Source organism: Rathayibacter sp. RFBD1 (genome assembly GCF_002932915.1).
GTDB lineage: Bacteria > Actinomycetota > Actinomycetes > Actinomycetales > Microbacteriaceae > Rathayibacter.
Genome location: NZ_PSWQ01000021.1, coordinates 155495 through 173817, shown reverse-complemented (window position 1 = coordinate 173817; position 18323 = coordinate 155495). Strand labels below are relative to the sequence as shown.

The window sequence follows — 18323 nt, the reverse complement described above, 5'->3', positions numbered from 1 at the left end:
ACCGTAGGCCTCCCGCCTCCGTCCGGCAATGTCCGCCGGGGCCTCTGGCGCGGATCGACGGGTCGCCGCTGCTCCTGGTGGCGCTCCCGGCGGTCGGCGCCCCCTCTCGGACCGCGTACCGTGGTCGTGCCGCAGGGAGCGGCCGTGAAGGGTTCGGGATGAAGATCAGCCAGCTGCGCCACTTCGTGGCGGTCGCCGAGGAGCTGCACTTCGTGCGCGCCGCCGAGCGCCTCGGCATCTCGCGGCAGAAGCTCGACTCCTCCGTCGCCGCCGTCGAGCTCGACCTCGGCAAACCGCTCTTCGAGCCCGGTGCCGCCGCCACGACCCTCACCGCGGCCGGGCGGCAGCGCCTCGCCTCGGCCCGCGAGGAGCTCGCCGCGCTCGGCGACGAGCCGGAGGCGGCCCCGAAGTCGGGAGGCAAGGCCAAGGCCTCCAAGGGAACCGGGCGCGCCCCGATCGTCAAGGGCCAGCCGAAGCCCTACAAGCGCCGCCAGTCCCGCTGACGCGCAGTGTCCGATCGTCGGATCTGGTGGGCCCTACCGGGCTCGAACCGATGACATCCACGGTGTAAACGTGGCGCTCTACCAACTGAGCTAAAGGCCCCCGTCGCGGGAGCACCCGCGGACGATCGACTCGATCCTACGGCAGGCGGAGCGGCCCCCTGCGGGCACTAGCCTCGGCACATGACCGCCGACAGCGACTCCCGGGCGAGGCGGCGCACCGAGAGCCGCTGGCCCGCCTCCGCCGCGATCCTCGTGGCCGTCGCACTGAACGTGGCCGGCCACAGCGCCGACACCTCGGTGGTCCGCCTCGTCGCCGCCGGCATCACGCTCGCGCTGCTCGTGCCGCTTTTCGTCGTCAACCCGCACCGGCTCGACAGCGAGACGCGCTGGTCGCGCGGGGTCTCCATCGCCCTGGCGGTCGTGCTCGCCGTGGCGAACCAGGTGAACGTGGTCGCCGTGGTGATCGACCTCGTCGACGGGACGGCCGACGGCCCTCCGCTGCTGCTCACCGCACTCCAGGTCTGGGTCACCAACGTCGTCGCGTACGCGCTGCTGTTCTGGGAGCTCGACCGCGGCGGTCCGGTCGCCCGCGGAACGCTTCCCCGCACCGAGCTGCCGGCGGCCGACTTCGCCTTCCCGCAGGACACCTACCGCGACACCGCGCCCGAGGTCGCCGCGACCTCCTCCGAGCGCGCCGACTGGCGGCCCGGCTTCGTCGACTACCTCTCGGTCTCGACGACGAACACCATGGCGTTCAGCCCGACCGACACGATGCCGCTGTCGAGCCGGATGAAGCTCCTGATGATCGCCGAGGCGTTCACCGGATTCGTCCTGCTGGCCCTCGTGATCTCGCGGGCCGTCAACATCCTCAGCTGACGACCGGGGCGGTCCGCCTCCGGAGGGTCAGACGTGCGCGGGGGCGAGCGCGTCGATCGCGGCGCGGTAGGCGTCGATCGAGCGCGCCTCGCCCGGGGCGGTCATGAACGTGTCCCGGATGACGCCGGCCTTGTCGATCAGGAAGGTCGCGCGGGTCGCGTAGCCCTTCGCCTCGGTGAACACGCCGTACTGCTTGGCGACATCGCCGTGCGGCCAGAAGTCGGAGAGGAGCGTGAAGTCGTAGCCCTGCTTCTCGCCCCAGGCGCGCAGCGTGTGCTTGGAGTCGACCGAGATGCCGATCAGCTCCACGTCGGCGTGCTCGAAGAGGGAGAGGTTCTCGCGCAGCGCGCAGAACTCGCCCGTGCAGGTGCCGGAGAAGGCGAGGGGGAAGAACACCAGGGCGACGTTGCGCCGCCCGTGGAAGTCGCCCAGCTGGATGCGCTCGCCGTACTGGTTCGCGAGTTCGAAGTCGGGAGCCAGGGTCAGCTTCTCGAGAGCCATCGGTCCGATGTCCTTCCGTGCGCACGAGAGTCGCGCGAGCACGAGGGGCAATGCTAGACCCGCTCCGCGCAGACTCCAAGGAACGGCCCGTCTCCCCCGATCACGGGCCGGTCGACGCGTCCCGTCTGGCGCTCTCCTACAGTCGTCGGCGCTCATTCCTCGTGGATCACCACAGTGCGATTCCAGGTTCGGGGCACGGGAATCGCTAGGCTGACGGAGGTGCCCGCGCGCGGCTCGTCATCCGAGCCCCGGATCCGCGGATCCGCACCGCTTCATGAGAGTGATGTCTCGGGCACGATCTGCCCCCAGAGAGAGGTCGAGGGTGACTGTTAACGATCAGGACCCGTATTCCGTCGGTCACGTGGACTCGGACCCCGAGGAAACGTCGGAGTGGAACGAGTCGCTCGATGCGCTCGTCGAGGAGCGGGGCCGGGGTCGCGGGCGCGACGTCATGCTCAGCCTCCTCAAGCGCTCCAAGGAGCTCCACCTCGGCGTGCCGATGGTGCCCACCACGGACTACATCAACACCATCGCGCCCGAGAACGAGCCCGACTTCCCGGGCGACGAGGACGTCGAGCGCCGCTACCGCGCGTGGATCCGCTGGAACGCGGCCATCCTCGTGCACCGCGCGCAGCGTCCCGGCATCGGGGTCGGCGGCCACATCTCGACGTACGCGTCGAGCGCCTCGCTGTACGAGGTCGGCTTCAACCACTTCTTCCGCGGTCAGGACCACCCGGGCGGCGGCGACCAGGTCTTCATCCAGGGCCACGCCTCCCCCGGCCCGTACGCGCGCGCCTTCCTCGAGGGACGCCTGAGCGAGCACCAGCTCGACGGCTTCCGCCAGGAGAAGTCGCACCGGGGCGGGGGGCTCTCCAGCTACCCGCACCCGCGGCTCATGCCGGAGTTCTGGCAGTTCCCGACCGTCTCGATGGGCCTCGGCCCGATCAACGCGATCTACCAGGCGCAGGCGAACAAGTACCTCACCAACCGCGGCATCAAGGACGCCTCCGACCAGCAGGTCTGGGCGTTCCTCGGCGACGGCGAGATGGACGAGGTCGAGTCGCGCGGTCAGCTCCAGGTCGCCGCGAACGACGGCCTCGACAACCTGAACTTCATCGTCAACTGCAACCTCCAGCGCCTCGACGGACCCGTCCGCGGCAACGGCAAGATCGTGCAGGAGCTCGAGTCGTACTTCCGCGGCGCGGGCTGGAACGTCATCAAGCTCATCTGGGGCCGCGAGTGGGACGACCTGCTCGCCCGCGACACCGAGGGCGCGCTGCTCGACCTGATGAACAAGACGCCCGACGGCGACTTCCAGACCTACAAGACGGAGGACGGCGCCTACGTCCGCGAGAACTTCTTCGGCCGCGACCCGCGCGCCAAGAAGCTCGTCGAGGGCTACTCCGACGAGCAGATCTGGGGCCTGCGCCGCGGCGGCCACGACTACCGCAAGATCTACGCGGCCATGAAGGCCGCGACGGAGCACAAGGGCCAGCCCACCGTCATCCTCGCCCACACCATCAAGGGCTACGGTCTCGGCCCCAGCTTCGAGGGCCGCAACGCGACCCACCAGATGAAGAAGATGACGCTGGACAACCTCAAGTCGTTCCGCGACACCATGCGCATCCCGATCACGGACGCGCAGCTCGAGGAGAACCCCTACCTCCCGCCGTACTACCACCCCGGTCAGAACGACGAGGCGATCGAGTACCTGCAGGAGCGCCGCCGCGCGCTCGGCGGCTACCTCCCCGAGCGCCGCTCGAAGTACACGCAGCTGAACCTCCCCGAGGACTCGGCCTACGCGGTCGGCAAGAAGGGCTCCGGGACGCAGGAGATCGCCACCACCATGGCGTTCGTCCGCATCCTGAAGGACATCCTCCGCTCGAAGGACTTCGGCAACCGCGTCGTCCCGATCATCCCGGACGAGGCGCGCACCTTCGGAATGGACGCGTTCTTCCCGAACGCGAAGATCTACAACCCGCGCGGCCAGCACTACACGTCGGTCGACCGCGAGCTCCTCCTGGCCTACAAGGAGAGCCCGCAGGGTCAGATCCTCCACGTCGGCATCAACGAGGCGGGCGCCCTCGCGGCGTTCACCGCGATCGGCACCTCGTACTCGACGCAGGGCGAGCCGCTCATCCCGGTCTACGTCTTCTACTCGATGTTCGGGTTCCAGCGCACGGGCGACGCGATCTGGGCGGCCGGCGACATGATGTCGCGCGGATTCATGATCGGCGCCACCGCAGGACGCACCACGCTGACCGGCGAGGGCCTCCAGCACGCGGACGGGCACTCCCCGATCCTCGCGGCGACCAACCCCGCCGTCGTGAGCTACGACCCGGCCTACGGGTACGAGATCGCGCACATCGTGCAGTCCGGTCTCGAGCGCATGTACGGCGGGAAGCACACCGACCCCAACGTCATGTACTACATCACGGTCTACAACGAGCCGATCGTGCAGCCGAAGGAGCCGGAGGACGTCGACGTCGAGGGCATCGTCCGCGGCATCCACCGCATCTCCTGGGGCCAGTGGGACGGGCCGAAGGCCCAGCTCCTCGCCTCGGGCGTCGCCGTGCCGTGGGCGATCGAGGCGCAGAAGCTCCTCGCCGAGGACTGGGGCGTCTCGGCGGACGTCTGGTCGGTCACCTCGTGGAACGAGCTGCGCCGCGACGGCATCAAGGCCGAGCAGCACAACTTCCTCCACCCCGAGGACGCCGAGCAGGTGCCGTACGTGACGCAGAAGCTGGCCGACGCGAAGGGCCCCTTCGTCGCCGTCTCGGACTTCTCGCACCAGGTCCCCGACCAGCTGCGCCAGTTCATCCCGGGCGACTTCGCGACGCTCGGCGCGGACGACTTCGGGTTCTCGGACACCCGTGCGGCGGCGCGGCGCTACTTCCAGATCGACGGCCCCTCGGTCGTCGTACGGACGCTGCAGCTGCTCGCCAAGCGCGGCGAGGTCGACCCCTCGCTCGCCGTCCAGGCGATCGAGAAGTACCGCCTCCTCGACGTCAACGCCGGCACCACCGGCAACGCGGGCGGCGAGAGCTGACGGACGAGTCCGTGCTCTCGCAGGAACCCGCACCGTCGAGTGCGCGGGGTCCTGCTCCTGCGGCGGAGCGTCCGGCCACCCGGCCGGGCGCTCCCCGCACGAAGGAGCAGACCCTCGCCTGGCTGCGCACCCTCGCCGGTGAGCTCTCGACGCAGACGATCAAGCGCCTCGAGGACACGCTGCCCTGGTACGGCAGCATGCCCCCCGGTCGGCGCTCGGCGGTCGGCCTCGTCGCCCAGGCCGGCATCACCTCGTTCATCTCGTGGTTCGACGACCCGTCGGCCACGCCGTGGATCGCGGCGGACGTGTTCGGAGCCGCTCCCCGCGAGCTGCTGCGCTCCGTCTCGCTGACGCAGACGCTGCAGCTGATCAAGGTGACGGTCGAGGTCGTCGAGGACCGGATCAAGAACGGCGGGGAGGACCTCCGCGAGGCGATCCTCCTCTACTCGCGCGAGATCGCCTTCGCCGCGGCCGACGTCTACGCGCGCGCCGCCGAGGCCCGAGGCCTCTGGGACGCGCGCCTGGAGGCGCTGGTCGTCGACTCGATCCTCACGGGCGAGGCCGACGACGAGCTGCCCAGCCGGATCGCCGCCCTCGGCTGGCACGGCCACGGCGAGGTCGCCGTCCTGGTGGGCACCGCCCCCAAGATGCTCGACGTCGACCAGCTGCGCCGCACGGCGCGGCACATGGACGCCGACGTGCTGATCGGCGTGCAGGGCAGCCGGCTCGTCCTGGTCATCGGCCGCGCCGAGCCGAGCGAGAACGCCACGGAGGAGACCGGCCCGCCGGTCGCGTTCCTCGAGATCGCGGAGGCGCTCGAGCCCGGCTTCGGGACGGGCCACCTCGTCCTCGGCCACGAGGTGCCGACCCTGGTCGAGGCGTCCCGCAGCGCCCGCGCGGCCCTCGCCGGCTTCGCGGTCGCCCGCTCCTGGCGGAACGCGCCGCGACCGGTCAACGCCGACGACCTCCTTCCCGAGCGCGCCCTCGCCGGCGACCCGCTCGCCCGCCAGAGCCTCATCACGCAGATCTACCGGCCCCTGCAGAAGCACTCGACCGAGCTTCTGACCACGCTGTGGGCCTACCTCGACAACGGCCGCTCCCTCGAGGCGACCGCCCGCGAGCTGTTCGTGCACCCGAACACGGTGCGCTACCGCCTCAAGCGGGTCGCCGAGGTGATCGGCTGGGACGCGACGGGCGCCCGCGAGGCGCTCATCCTCCAGTCCGCCCTCATCCTCGGCTCCATGAGCGACCCGGACGGCGCCGTCCGCCGGAAGCCGTCCCGCCGCTGAGGCCGTCTGCTCGCCGAACCCCTCCCGCCCCTGAACACTTGTAGACCCGCGACAAGCTCTTTGTGCTTTGTCAGTGGCTCCACGCGCCGCACGTGCGAGCGCAGATCGGAAGACTGGATACCGTGATCGTCGTCGTCGCCCCGGGTCAGGGCTCCCAGACCCCCGGATTCCTCGCCCCCTGGCTCGAGATCCCCTCCGTGGCCGAGCAGGTCGCCGCGCACTCGGAGGCGGTCGGCATCGACCTCGCCGCGCACGGCACCGTCTCGGACGCGGACACCATCCGCGACACCGCGGTCGCCCAGCCCCTGATCGTCTCCGCGGGACTCGTGAGCCTCGCCGCCCTCCTCGAGGGCGGACGGCGCGAGCGCATCGCGGGCATCGCCGGCCACTCCGTCGGCGAGATCACCGCGGCTGCCGGAGCCGGGGTCCTCACCGAGGCCGACGCGCTGGTGTTCGTCCGCGAGCGCGCCCGTGCCATGGCCGCTGCGGCCGCCGCCGAGCCGACCGCGATGAGCGCGGTCCTCGGCGGCGACGAGCAGGCCCTGATCGCCCGTCTCGACGAGCTCGGCCTCGAGCCGGCCAACTACAACGGCGGCGGTCAGATCGTCGTCGCCGGCGCGGTCGACGCGCTCGAGGCCCTCAAGGCGGAGCCGCTCCGCGGGACACGCGTGATCCCCCTGCAGGTGGCCGGCGCCTTCCACACCCGCTACATGGCGCCCGCCCGCGACTCCCTCGCCGGCGTCGCCGCCGGGCTGACCCCCTCCGACCCGACGCTCCGGCTCTGGACGAACCGCGACGGGTCGGTCGTCGACTCCGGTGCCGCGTTCCTCGAGCTGCTCGTCGGCCAGGTCGCCTCCCCCGTCCGCTGGGACCTCTGCATGGCGGCCTTCGCCGACGCGGGCGTCACCGGGATCATCGAGCTGGCACCCGCCGGCGCGCTGGTCGGCCTCGCCAAGCGCGGCCTCAAGGGCGTGCCGAGCATCGCCATCACGACCCCCGACGACGTGGACGCCGCCCGCGCCTTCCTCGACGAGCACGCCGCCTAGCAGGAGAGACCCCATGACGACCCCTTCCCTCACCCAGTCCAGCGGCAGCGCGTACACCCGGATCCTCGGCATCGGCGCGGCACGCGGCGACCTCGTCGTCCCGAACGACGACCTGATCGAGCCGATCAACTCCTCCGACGAGTGGATCCGCCAGCGCACCGGCATCATCGAGCGCCGCCGCGCCTCCGCCGACATCCACGCGGTCGACCTCGCGACCACCGCCTCCCTCGAGGCGATCGAGAAGGCGGGCATCCGCCCGGACCAGATCGGCGTCGTGCTCGTCTCCACGATCAGCAACACCGTGCAGACCCCGTCGCTGGCCGCGCTCCTCGCCGACCGCATCGGCGCGAACCCCGCCCCGGCGTACGACATCTCGGCCGCCTGCGCCGGCTACACCTACGGCATCGCCCAGGCCGACTCCTTCATCCGCTCCGGCCTGGCCGAGTACGTGCTCGTCGTCGGGGCCGAGAAGCTGTCCGAGCTGGTCAAGTCGACCGACCGCAGCATCTCCTTCCTCCTGGGCGACGGCGCGGGCGCCGCGGTCGTCGGCCCCAGCGACACCGCCGGCATCTCGAAGACCGTCTGGGGATCCGACGGCTCCAAGTGGGACACCGTCGGCATGGACAACCCGCTCGCGGCCTACCGCGACGGCACCGCCGAATGGCCCACCCTCCGCCAGGACGGCCCGTCGGTCTTCCGCTGGGCGGTCTGGGAGATGGCCAAGGTCGCCAAGCAGGCGCTCGCGGAGGCGGGCGTCCAGCCCGAGGACCTCGCCGCGTTCATCCCCCACCAGGCGAACATGCGCATCATCGACGAGCTCGCGAAGCAGCTGAAGCTCCCCGAGACCGTCGCTATCGGCCGCGACATCGAAACCACCGGCAACACCTCCGCCGCGTCGATCCCGCTCGCCACCCACCGCCTGCTCGAGGAGCACCCGGAGCTGCACGGCGGACTCGCGCTGCAGATCGGCTTCGGCGCCGGACTGGTGTTCGGCGCGCAGGTCGTGGTGCTCCCGTGACCGGCGCGACCCCACCCCTAAACTGACCTACGGTCACTGACGAACACCCGAAGAACCCCCAAGGAGAGAACCATGGCACTGTCCAACGAAGAAGTCCTCGCCGGCCTGGCCGAGCTTGTCAACGACGAGACGGGCATCGCCACCGACTCCGTCGAGATGGACAAGTCGTTCACCGACGACCTCGACATCGACTCCATCTCGATGATGACCATCGTCGTCAACGCCGAGGAGAAGTTCGACGTGAAGATCCCCGACGACGAGGTCAAGAACCTCAAGACGGTCGGCGACGCGGTCCGCTTCATCGTCAAGGCGTCCGAGTAGTCGTCGCCCGCGCACCCCGTCCTCGTGGCGGACACCCCGGCCGGCGACCGTCGGCCGGGGTGAGCCCGGCACCCACCCACACGGAACAGAGAAGCTCGTCATGACCAAGAAGATCGTCGTCACCGGAATCGGTGCCAGCACTCCCCTCGGCGGGACCGCCCGGGAGTCCTGGAACGCACTCCTCGCCGGCGAATCAGGCGTCCGCTCCCTCGAGCAGGACTGGGTCGCTCAGTACGACATCCCGGTCACCTTCGCCGCCCAGGCCAAGGTTCGCCCGGAGGAGGTGCTCTCCCGCCCCGAGGCGAAGCGCCTCGACCCCTCCAGCCAGTTCGCGCTCATCTCGGCCCGCGAGGCCTGGGCCGACTCCGGCATCACCGACGTCGACCCGCTCCGCGTGGGCGTCGACTACTCGACCGGCATCGGCGGCCTCTGGACCCTCGTCGACGCGTGGGACACCCTCCGCGAGCGCGGACCCCGCCGGGTCCTCCCGATGACCATCCCGATGCTCATGCCCAACGCGGCCGCCGCCGCCATCAGCATGGCCATCCCCTCCCGCGCCTACGCCCGCACCGACGTGTCGGCCTGCGCCTCCAGCACCGAGGCCCTCGCGAACGCCTACGAGCACATGCAGCTCGGCCTCGCCGACGTGGTCGTCGCCGGCGGCACGGAGTCGGTCGTCCACCCGCTCCCGATCGCCGCCTTCGCGTCGATGCAGGCCCTCTCGCGCCGCAACGACGACCCGGCGACGGCCTCACGCCCCTACGACGTCTCCCGCGACGGCTTCGTCCTCGGAGAAGGCGCCGCGACGCTCATCCTCGAGACCGAGGAGCACGCCCTCGCCCGCGGAGCCCGCATCTACGCGGAGCTCGCCGGCGGCGCCGTCACCAGCGACTCGTACCACATCACGGCGCCGGACCCCGAGGGCTCCGCCGCCGCCCGCGCCATGATCGGCGCCCTCGAGCAGGCCGGAGCCGCGCTCACCGACGTCACCCACGTCAACGCTCACGCGACGAGCACCCCGGTCGGCGACATCGCCGAGTACCGCGCCCTGCTGCGCGTCTTCGGCGACCACCTCCCGAACATCGCCGTCTCCGCGACCAAGGCGTCCACCGGCCACCTCCTCGGCGGCACCGGCGCGCTCGAGGCCATCTTCACCGTGCTCGCCCTCCACGAGCGCACCGCACCCCCCACCATCAACCTCTTCGAGCAGGACCCCCAGATCCCCCTCGACGTCGTCACCAGCCCCCGCGCCCTCGGCGACGGACCGCTGGTCGCCATCTCGAACTCGTTCGGGTTCGGGGGGCACAATGCTGTTGCCGCTTTCCGGACGGTGTAGCGGGGCGTAGCCCCGCTCCACCGTGCGGAAAGCGGGCTGCGCCGCTCCTTGCGCGGCGCAGGCGCGTCCGCTGGGGAGGGGGGCGGGGTTTTCGAGGGCCGGTGCGGTGCGGCGACGGTGATCCGCTGGAACGCGGATCCCCGGATACGCCTCGTGCCGCGAGGGATCTGCGCCGCCGTCTGGTGCGGGCTGGTGAGCACGCCGTGCTGGTGGGGAGCGCGGGCTTCGCCGCGGCTCGGGTCGGATGATCGGATCAACGAAGCTGTCCGGGTGGGAGCGCGGGCTTCGCCGCGGCTCGCGTCGGATACTCCGATCGCGGAAGCTGTCCGGGTGGGAGCGCGGGCTTCGCCGCGGCTCGGGTCGGACGCTCGGATCAGGGCGGCTGCGCTCGTGGGGAGCGTGCGCCACGCCACGACTCGAGCCGTCGGCGTCGTGCGCGACAGAGGTGCGGGCGGGTCCACGAGTCTTCCGACGCCCTCCGCCGGAAGGCGGTGCTCCGCTGACGGTCTGGTCGACGTGCCAGCGAGCGGCAACCGCGAGGCGACGGCGCGACTTCGAGGCGGGCCTCTGCCGGAACGAGGGTCCGCTGGCCGCCTGGTTCAGGGAGGCGGGAGCGAGCGGCCCCCGCGAGGCGTATCCGCCGATCCGCGTGCCAGCGGATCGGCGTCGCCGGACGCCGGCCGCTCCACGGAACCCGACCACCCGACCGAGCCGACTGCGCGACGCCGCGCGAGGAGCGGCGTCGAATGAACTCAGCCGACCCCGTGCATCCAGACGACGGGGGCGAAGTCGCCGCCGTAGCGGAAGGGCTCGAGCTCGTCCTCCCAGGCCTGGCCGAGGGCGAGGCGCAGCTCGCGGTGCAGCTCGATGGGGTCGGCGCCGGCGAGCTCCATGGCGGAGCGGATGCGGTCCTCGGGCACGACGGTGTTGCCCGCGCTGTCGGTCTGGGCGTAGAAGATGCCGAGCTCGGGCGTGTGCATCCAGCGGCCTCCGTCGACGCCGGGCGAGGGCTCCTCGGTGACCTCGTAGCGGACGTCGGCCCAGCCGCGGAGAGCGGAGGCGATGACGGCACCGGTTCCGACCGGGCCCTCCCAGGCGAACTCGGCGCGCAGTGTGCTGCGGAGCACGGGCTGCTCGATCCAGGCGAAGTTCACGGCACGACCAAGGGCGCGACCTGTCCCCCACTCGAGGTGGGGGCAGAGCGCGCGGGGGGCGGAGTGCACGAAGAGCACACCCCGAGTCTGCTGCGCCACCATGGTGTCCTCCGTTCGTCCCGGTGCGTCTTCCCCAACGACCCGGACCACGGAACACTCTGCGGTGCGCCTTCTTCGATTATGACGGTGGACGTGCCACCACGTCCGATCATGCAGGAGCGGCGGACCTCCGTCAAGGCGGCTCGCCGCGCCTGCTCGACCGGCCGTGGGTGGCTCCTGCCTATACTCAGGTGGTCCGCGCCGCCGGACGCCGCCCACCGCCAGACGCCCGCCGGGAGGAGCACCGTGTCCGTCCGCGACGGCCTGCTCGCCCTGCTCACGCTCGGCCCCGCCTACGGCCTCCAGCTGCACGCCGAGCTCCTCGACCGTGCCGCGCACCGGCCCCGGGTCAACGTCGGCCAGATCTACTCGACGCTCGAGCGCCTGCGCGAGCGGGGCCTCGTCGTCTCGGCCGGGTCCACCGACGACGGCCTCCCCCTGTACGCGCTCACCGACGAGGGCCGCGCGGAGGCGGCCGCCTGGCTGACGGGTGACGGAGCGTCCCCGGAGGAGGACTGGGACGACGTCCTCGACCGCGTGCTGCTGGCCTCGAGCCTGTCCGGTGCCGACCTCGCCGCCGTCCTCGACGCGTACGAGAGCTCGCTGCCCGCCACCGCCGACGAGCAGGCGGAAGAGGAGGACGCGCACCCGCAGCGCCGCCTCGCCGCGATCGCCGCCGGCGTGCGGGAGGAGGCCCTGCGGCGCCTCCTCGAGGCGGCCCGCGACGAGCTCACGGGCGACGGGCCGGGACGGGGCGTCCGCGGATACGCTCTCGAGCGTCCCCGTCGGGGCCGTCGAGCCTCGAGCTAGGACGAGACAGGCGCGGGTGCCGTCGCCTAGGGTGGTTCGCATGTCCCGCACCCCCCTCGGTCTCCGCGTCCCCTCCCGGGCGCGCCGGCGCCTCGTCGCCGCCGGAGCGGGCACGGTCCTCGTCCTGTGCGCCGCCCTCGCCGCTCCGCTCTCCGCGTCCGCCGCCTACGACCCGTCCGACTACCCTTCGTGGTCCGATGTGGAGGCCGCGAAGTCGAGCGAGAGCGCCACCGCCGCCGAGGTCGACCGCATCACCGCCTTCCTCGCCGACCTGCGCGACCAGGCCGCCGCCCTCACCGACGCCGCCATCAGCCGGGCCGCCGAGGCGGACGCCGCGCAGAGCGCTCTCGACGAGGCGACTCAGCGCGTGAGCGCCCTGGAGGAGCGCGCCTCCGCCGCCCGCTCGGACGCCGACGCCGCGAAGGAGCAGGCCGGCCGTCTCGCCGCGCAGCTCTACCGCAACGGCGGGACCGATGCGACGCTCAACCTCCTCATCGGCGGCGACGAGTCGAGCGAGCTGCTCTACCGCCTCGGCACCATGACGCAGCTCACCCAGCAGACCAGCCGGCTCCAGACCGCAGCGCAGTCGACCGAGAACCAGGCCGTCTCCCTCGCCGCGCAGGCCGAGCAGGCCCGGGGCGAGCGCGTCTCCCTCGCCACCGCCGCGGCCGACGCGCTCTCGGCCGCCCGCTCCGCGCAGGCCGAGGCCGACGCGAAGGTCGCCGACCAGGAGAAGTACAGCCAGGAGCTCTACACCCAGCTCGCCTCGCTCAAGAACACCACCGCCGAGATCGAGCGGGAGTACGCCGACGGCCAGGACGCGAAGTCGGCGTTCGAGGAGCAGCAGCGCCTCTCCCGCCTCGCCGCCGAGGCCGAGGCCGCCCGCCAGCGCGCCGCGTCGGCTCCCGCCGCGGCCGCCGCTCCGGCAGCGCCCTCCAACAGCGGAGGCGGAGGAGGCGGCCCGGTCGAGCTCGGCGACGACGACCCGACCGGCGCGCGCAACAGCTCCGCCAAGACCATCGCCGCCCTCGGCACCTACGCCGGACGCACGGACGGCCTCTCCCCCGCGCAGGCCCAGGCCTACGCCCGGACCGCTGTCGGCCGCTTCGGCTGGGGCGCCGACCAGGTCGACCGGTGCCTCATCCCGCTGTGGAACGGCGAGTCGGGGTGGCGCTGGAACGCGCTGAACCGCTCCTCCGGTGCCTACGGCATCCCCCAGGCCCTCCCGGCGAGCAAGATGGCCAACTCGGGAGCCGACTACCAGACGAACGCGGCGACGCAGGTCGACTGGGGTCTCTCGTACATCAAGAGCGCCTACGGCTCGCCCTGCAACGCGTGGTCGAGCTGGAACAACCGCTCGCCGCACTGGTACTGATCCCGCGCCTCACTTCGCCTGGTCGTAGGAGTCGACGACGGCGACGGTGACCGGGAAGTCGACCTCGCCCTCTCCGAAGAGCGAGCGTCCGGCGCGCACCGCCGCCTCGCGGACGATCGCGGCGACCCGCTCGCCGACGTCGGCGGGAGCGTGCACGATCACCTCGTCGTGCAGGAAGTAGACGAGGTGCGCCCGGCCGACCGCGCCACCCTCGGCGCGCAGTCGCGCCCGCAGCTCGCCCATCCAGCAGAGCGCCCACTCGGCCGCGGTCCCCTGCACCACGAAGTTGCGGGTGAAGCGTCCCCACTCGCGTGCTCGCGCCGCATCGGCCGAGAGCCCCTCGGGGCCGGGAGGCGAGCTGCGCCCGAGCCACGTCGAGACGCTCTCGCCGCGCTCCCCCGCCCGAGCCGCCGCCTCGACGTGCGCGACCGAGCGCGGGTAGGCACGGGCGAGCCTCGGGAGCAGCCGCCCGGCCTCCCCGCTCGTCGCCCCGTACATCGCCCCCAGCATCGCGACCTTCGCCCGCGGCCGATCGGGGACCACGCCGGCGTCGACGATGCCCTGGTAGAGGTCGCGGCCCCGCCCGGCGGCGGCCATGGCCGAGTCGCCCGAGAGCGCGGCGAGGATGCGCGGCTCGAGCTGCGCGGCATCCGCAACCACGAGGCTCCAGCCCGGATCCGCGGTGACTGCGGCGCGGATCTGCCGCGGCAGCTGCAGCGCCCCTCCGCCCGAGGTCGCCCAGCGGCCGGTGACGACGCCGCCCACCACGTACTCCGGCCGGAACCGTCCGTCGCGCACCCACGCGTCGAGCCAGGCCCAGCCGTTGGCGGTGAGCAGCCGGGAGAGCTTCTTGTACTCCAGGAGGGGCGGTACCGCGGGGTGCTCGAGGGACTGCAGCTCCCAGGAGCGCGTCGACTCGACCGGCAGCCCCGCGCGCCGCAGCGCCTTGAGGAGATCGGCCGGCGAGTCAGGGTTGAGCTCGGGCGCGCCGAGCTCGTCGCGCAGGCGGTCGGCCAGCGCCTCCAACCGGGCCGGGCGGCCGCCGAAGAGCGGGCGGGGGCCGAGCATCCCGGTGAGCACCCGGTCGTGCACATCGGCGCGCCACGGCAGCCCCGCGTGGGCGATCTCGCGAGCGATCAGGGCGCCGACGGACTCGGCGGCGAGCAGCAGGCGGAGCCGGCCGGCCTCGGCGGCGCCGGAGAGCGCCTCCTCCTGCCGGGCCAGCTCGAGGACGGGGTCGAGCTCGTCGGAGCCGCCCGCCGCCTCCTCGAACCCGATCAGCGTGTCCTGCGCGGCGGGGGCCGCGGCTCCCGCGTCCCACGGGTCGAGGGGCGAGCGCGCGAGAGCCGATGCGGCGGCGGAGACCGAGCGGCGGAGGATCGCGCGGGCCAGCCGGAGGTCGTGGCACCGGGCGACGACCACCCCGGCCGACAGCAGTGCGGGGTACCAGCGCGCGGTGTCGTCCCAGACCCAGCGCGGGCGCTCCGGCTCCCGCTCCCGGACGAACGCCGCCAGCTCGGCCGGCCCCCTGCCGCTCCCGGCCTCGGCGCCGCCGACGGGGTCGACCGCCCGCCACGCCCCCGTGGGGCCGCCGACGAGTGCGAGGAGCATCGGGCCATTCTCCCCCGTGGCGGACACGGAGGCCGCCGTCGCGGGGACGGCAGGGCCCCCTCTCGCGGAAGGAGTCACGGCGACGGCCGCGAGGGCGGGTAGCCGGGGAAGGGCTTCTCCTGCGCCGTCGGCGGCTGATGGGCCCACAGGGCGGCCGCGATGGTGTCCATCGAGCGGGAGTAGCCCACGAGCGTCCGCCTCTCCGGCTCGGCCGCCCAGGTCACCGCGCGGAACCAGGTCTCGCGGTACGGGCCGGTCTCGATGCGGCGCACCAGGCCGATCCGGCCGGTGCGCAGGGCGTCGACCATCACCCACTCGTCCTGCCCGCTGCTGCGCAGCATCTGGAGCGGACTCCACTCGATCATCGCGCCTCCCACCGGTCGATCCGCGGCCGTGGCGAGCACGAGCGCCGCGGCGTACACTCGCAGACTATCGAACACATGTTCGAACGGCCAACCGGGTCCGGCGAGAGAACGGGAGCACGACGATGGCGGTGATCGACGAGACAGCGCTGGTCTCGACCGACGGCGAGGGAGTGCCGATCGCGCTCGAGTGGCGGGGCGGGAGCTACCGGGTGACCGACCGGCCGACGGTGTGGACCTGCACGAGCGAGTGGTGGGCGCCCCTCGAGGGGTTCTCGCCGACGTTCGGGCGCACGCCGGTGAGCATCGGCGGCTGGCGATTCCAGGCGACGGACCTCGCGACCGGCGGAGCGTTCGTGCTCGACGTGGTCGCGTCGACGGAGCCGCAGTGGAGCGTGGTGCGGATCTACGAGTAGTGCCGGCGCCAGGCCGGCCGGGCGGCTACTTGTCGGCCGACCAGGGCGCCCGCGTCATGGCGATGAGAGCCGCGACTCCGGAGACGAGGCCGACACCGGCGATGGCGGACACGACGAGCCAGAGAACGAGTTCCATGCCGCCAGTCTACCGAGCCCCGGAGCGGATCCTCTCCGCCCCGCTTCCATCCCCCGGCTATGGAATAGCCTGGGCAGAGTGACCGACGCCCCCACCCGCGCGAGTGTCGGACTGCGCTCGGAGCGCGGCCCGATCCTGCTGTCCCTGATGATCTCGACCGCTCTGGTCGCCCTCGACGCCACGATCCTCTCGACGGCCGTGCCGTCCATCGTCGCCGACCTGGGGGGCTTCGAGCAGTTCCCCTGGCTGTTCTCGATCTACCTGCTGGCCCAGGCGGTCTCGGTCCCCCTCTACGGCAAGCTCGCGGACGTGATCGGGCGCAAGCCCATCATGCTGATCGGCATCGCCCTGTTCCTGGTCGGCTCGCTCCTGTGCGGCCTCGCCTGGAGCATGCCCGCGCTGATCGCGTTCCGAGCCCTGCAGGGCCTGGGGGCCGGAGCGATCCAGCCGATGGGCATCACCATCGCCGGCGACATCTACACGGTCGCCGAGCGTGCGAAGACCCAGGGCTACCTCGCGAGCGTCTGGGGCATCTCCTCGGTCGTCGGGCCGACCCTCGGCGGCGTGCTCTCGGACCTGGGCGCCTGGCGCGGCATCTTCCTCGTCAACATCCCCCTGTGCCTCCTGGCGGCGTTCCTCCTGATCCGCAGCTTCCGCGAGACCACGCGGGGCGAGAAGCAGCGGATCGACGTGGCGGGCGCCTCCGTGCTCGCCGTGGGCACCGCGCTGCTCATCCTCGGGCTGCTCGAGGGCGGCAGCGCCTGGCCGTGGCTCTCCCCCGCCGGAGTCGGCGTGTTCGTCGTCTCGGCCCTCGCGTTCGCCGGCTTCGTCGCGATCGAGCGGCGCGCGGCCGCCCCGGTGCTCCCCCTCTGGGTCCTCACGCGGCGCGTGCTGATCTCGACCAGCCTGGTCTCGGTGACCGTCGGCGCGATCACGCTCGGCGTCACCTCGTACTTCCCGACCTTCGCGCAGGGCGTGCTCGGCAGCTCCGCCCTCGGCGCGGGCTTCGCCGTCGCGGCGATGACGCTCGGCTGGCCTGTCGCGGCGAGCCTGTCGGGCCGCCTCTACCTGCGCATCGGCTTCCGCAACACGGGCTTCCTCGGAGCGGGGCTCGTCGTGATCGGCACGGCGCTGACCGTCCTGCTCGGCGCCTCCTCGACGCTGTGGGAGATCGCCGGCTTCTGCGTGCTGATCGGCGCCGGCATGGGGCTCGTGGCGACCCCGACGCTGATCCGGGCGCAGTCGAGCGTCGACTGGAACGAGCGCGGAGTGGTCTCCTCGACCAACTTCTTCGCCCGCAACATCGGCAGCGCCGTCGCCGTGGCCGTGTTCGGCGCGATCGTGAACGCGAAGGCGGGCGGCGGCGTCCCCGCACCGGCGGACCTCGCCGAGGGCACCCGCTTCGTCTGCATCGCGCTCACGGTCCTCGCCGTGGGCATGCTCGCCGCGGTCTGGGCGATGCCCAAGGAGGGGCGCTCCGCGCCGGGAGAGGATCGGGCGGCGAAGGCCGAGCCCGATGCGGCCCGGCCCGACGCGGCCCGGCCGGACGCGGCCCGGCCGGACGCGGCCCAGCCCTAGCCGTCAGGCGGCGCCGTCGGTTCTCGTCGTCAGCCGGAGCGGCGCGCCGCGGCCGTCGCTCGCAGGCGGTCGCGGTGGGTGCGGCGCACCCGGTGCGTCCAGCGCTGCAGGGACGACCCCATCCCGGGGTGCCGCGCCAGCGTGTGCAGAGCGCGGTCGAACCGGCGGAGCATGTCGGCGAAGGCGCCGAAGGGGCGGGCCGAGATGCCGACCTCGAGGTGGCGGTCGAGCACGATCCGGTGCCGGAGTCCCAGGTGCACGCTGATCTCGACGTCGTCGTGCACGTAGGCGTCGTGCCGGTGCATCTCCTCCGCGATCTCCTCCCACGCCGACCGGCGGACGGCGCAGTTGGAGCCGAAGAGCGGCCAGTTGGCCAGCGCCGACCCCATCAGCACGAAGTAGGCGTCCATGTAGGCGACCCGCGCGATCACCCGGGCGATCGGGCCGAGCTCGTCGAAGCGTCCGGGACCGGTCACCGCTCCGACCTCGGGATCGGCGAAGTGGCCGGCCAGGCGCGCCAGCCAGTCGGGTCCCGGGCGGGAGTCGGCGTCGAGCCGTGCGAGGACGTCGCCGTGCGCCTCGTCGAAGCCGTGCGCCGTGCTCGCCGGGATCCCGGCTCCGTCGTGCCGCACCACCCGCGCGCCCGCCGCTCGCGCGACGGCGGCGCTGTCGTCGGTGCTCCCGTCGTCGACGACGACGATCTCGAACGGAGCGAGCGTCTGCTCGCGGAGGAGCTCGAGCAGCTGCTCGAGGTGGCGGGCGTCGTCCTTCACGGGGACGACGACCGAGATGCGCCGGTGATCCATCCGCCCAGTCAACGCGATCGGGGCGCTCACCGGGGAC

Annotated in this window: 17 protein-coding genes and 1 tRNA gene; 12 read left to right on the top strand and 6 right to left on the bottom strand. The window is 72.6% G+C overall.

Going from position 1 to position 18323, the window contains the following annotated elements; genetic code table 11:
* Positions 1–158: 158 nt before the first annotated feature.
* On the top strand, positions 159–503 hold the full coding sequence (locus C5D50_RS11245) for a LysR family transcriptional regulator (protein ID WP_104223469.1): 345 nt from the start codon (positions 159–161) through the stop codon (positions 501–503).
* A gap of 24 nt (positions 504–527) precedes the next feature.
* Here C5D50_RS11245 and C5D50_RS11240 read toward each other — a convergent pair.
* Positions 528–603: transfer RNA gene (locus C5D50_RS11240), tRNA-Val, on the bottom strand.
* 80 nt (positions 604–683) lie between these two features.
* On the opposite strand from C5D50_RS11240, the gene C5D50_RS11235 reads away from it, so the two are divergent.
* Positions 684–1379, top strand: coding sequence for a hypothetical protein (locus C5D50_RS11235; RefSeq protein WP_104283523.1), 696 nt, complete (start codon positions 684–686; stop codon positions 1377–1379).
* Positions 1380–1406: 27 nt separating this feature from the next.
* On the opposite strand, the gene C5D50_RS11230 is transcribed toward C5D50_RS11235, so the two are convergent.
* Positions 1407–1880 carry a peroxiredoxin gene (locus tag C5D50_RS11230; protein WP_104223507.1) on the bottom strand — a complete coding sequence of 158 codons (474 nt, stop codon included), beginning with the start codon at positions 1878–1880 and terminating at the stop codon, positions 1407–1409.
* A 322-nt stretch (positions 1881–2202) separates the two neighbouring features.
* On the opposite strand from C5D50_RS11230, the gene aceE reads away from it, so the two are divergent.
* From aceE to C5D50_RS11200, 6 genes are all read left to right on the top strand, one after another.
* Positions 2203–4929 (top strand): pyruvate dehydrogenase (acetyl-transferring), homodimeric type, encoded by a 2727-nt coding sequence (gene aceE, locus C5D50_RS11225; RefSeq protein WP_104283522.1) that lies wholly within the window; start codon positions 2203–2205, stop codon positions 4927–4929.
* A gap of 122 nt (positions 4930–5051) precedes the next feature.
* The gene (locus C5D50_RS11220) at positions 5052–6218 is read left to right on the top strand and encodes a CdaR family transcriptional regulator (RefSeq protein ID WP_181027189.1); all 1167 of its coding nucleotides are present in this window, start codon (positions 5052–5054) and stop codon (positions 6216–6218) included.
* 122 nt (positions 6219–6340) lie between these two features.
* Entirely contained in the window at positions 6341–7264 is a 924-nt protein-coding gene (locus C5D50_RS11215) for an ACP S-malonyltransferase (RefSeq protein WP_104226672.1), read from the top strand.
* A 13-nt stretch (positions 7265–7277) separates the two neighbouring features.
* On the top strand, positions 7278–8282 hold the full coding sequence (locus tag C5D50_RS11210; protein ID WP_104223464.1) for a beta-ketoacyl-ACP synthase III: 1005 nt from the start codon (positions 7278–7280) through the stop codon (positions 8280–8282).
* Positions 8283–8354: 72 nt separating this feature from the next.
* A complete protein-coding gene (locus tag C5D50_RS11205) occupies positions 8355–8603 on the top strand; it encodes an acyl carrier protein (protein ID WP_104223463.1) in 249 nt (82 codons plus the stop codon).
* A 100-nt stretch (positions 8604–8703) separates the two neighbouring features.
* Entirely contained in the window at positions 8704–9939 is a 1236-nt protein-coding gene (locus C5D50_RS11200) for a beta-ketoacyl synthase (protein WP_104226673.1), read from the top strand.
* Positions 9940–10691: 752 nt separating this feature from the next.
* Here the strand turns inward: C5D50_RS11200 and C5D50_RS11195 are convergent.
* A complete protein-coding gene (locus C5D50_RS11195) occupies positions 10692–11195 on the bottom strand; it encodes a DUF3145 domain-containing protein (RefSeq protein ID WP_104226674.1) in 504 nt (167 codons plus the stop codon).
* 243 nt (positions 11196–11438) lie between these two features.
* On the opposite strand from C5D50_RS11195, the gene C5D50_RS11190 reads away from it, so the two are divergent.
* On the top strand, positions 11439–12002 hold the full coding sequence (locus C5D50_RS11190) for a PadR family transcriptional regulator (RefSeq protein ID WP_181137339.1): 564 nt from the start codon (positions 11439–11441) through the stop codon (positions 12000–12002).
* Between the two features lie 40 nt (positions 12003–12042).
* Positions 12043–13377, top strand: coding sequence for a hypothetical protein (locus C5D50_RS11185; protein ID WP_104267569.1), 1335 nt, complete (start codon positions 12043–12045; stop codon positions 13375–13377).
* Between the two features lie 9 nt (positions 13378–13386).
* Here C5D50_RS11185 and C5D50_RS11180 read toward each other — a convergent pair whose 3' ends face one another.
* Complete coding sequence (locus C5D50_RS11180; protein ID WP_104283519.1) at positions 13387–14988, bottom strand: bifunctional 3'-5' exonuclease/DNA polymerase; 1602 nt, start codon at positions 14986–14988, stop codon at positions 13387–13389.
* A 74-nt stretch (positions 14989–15062) separates the two neighbouring features.
* Complete coding sequence (locus C5D50_RS11175; RefSeq protein ID WP_146076962.1) at positions 15063–15353, bottom strand: hypothetical protein; 291 nt, start codon at positions 15351–15353, stop codon at positions 15063–15065.
* Positions 15354–15481: 128 nt separating this feature from the next.
* Here C5D50_RS11175 and C5D50_RS11170 point away from each other — a divergent pair, with 128 nt between their 5' ends.
* On the top strand, positions 15482–15766 hold the full coding sequence (locus tag C5D50_RS11170) for a hypothetical protein (RefSeq protein ID WP_146086923.1): 285 nt from the start codon (positions 15482–15484) through the stop codon (positions 15764–15766).
* Between the two features lie 283 nt (positions 15767–16049).
* A complete protein-coding gene (locus C5D50_RS11165) occupies positions 16050–17480 on the top strand; it encodes an MDR family MFS transporter (RefSeq protein ID WP_104283531.1) in 1431 nt (476 codons plus the stop codon).
* Between the two features lie 29 nt (positions 17481–17509).
* Here C5D50_RS11165 and C5D50_RS11160 read toward each other — a convergent pair whose 3' ends face one another.
* Positions 17510–18286: a glycosyltransferase family 2 protein gene (locus C5D50_RS11160; RefSeq protein WP_104223456.1), complete on the bottom strand. Its 777-nt coding sequence runs from the start codon at positions 18284–18286 to the stop codon at positions 17510–17512.
* Positions 18287–18323: the final 37 nt, after the last annotated feature.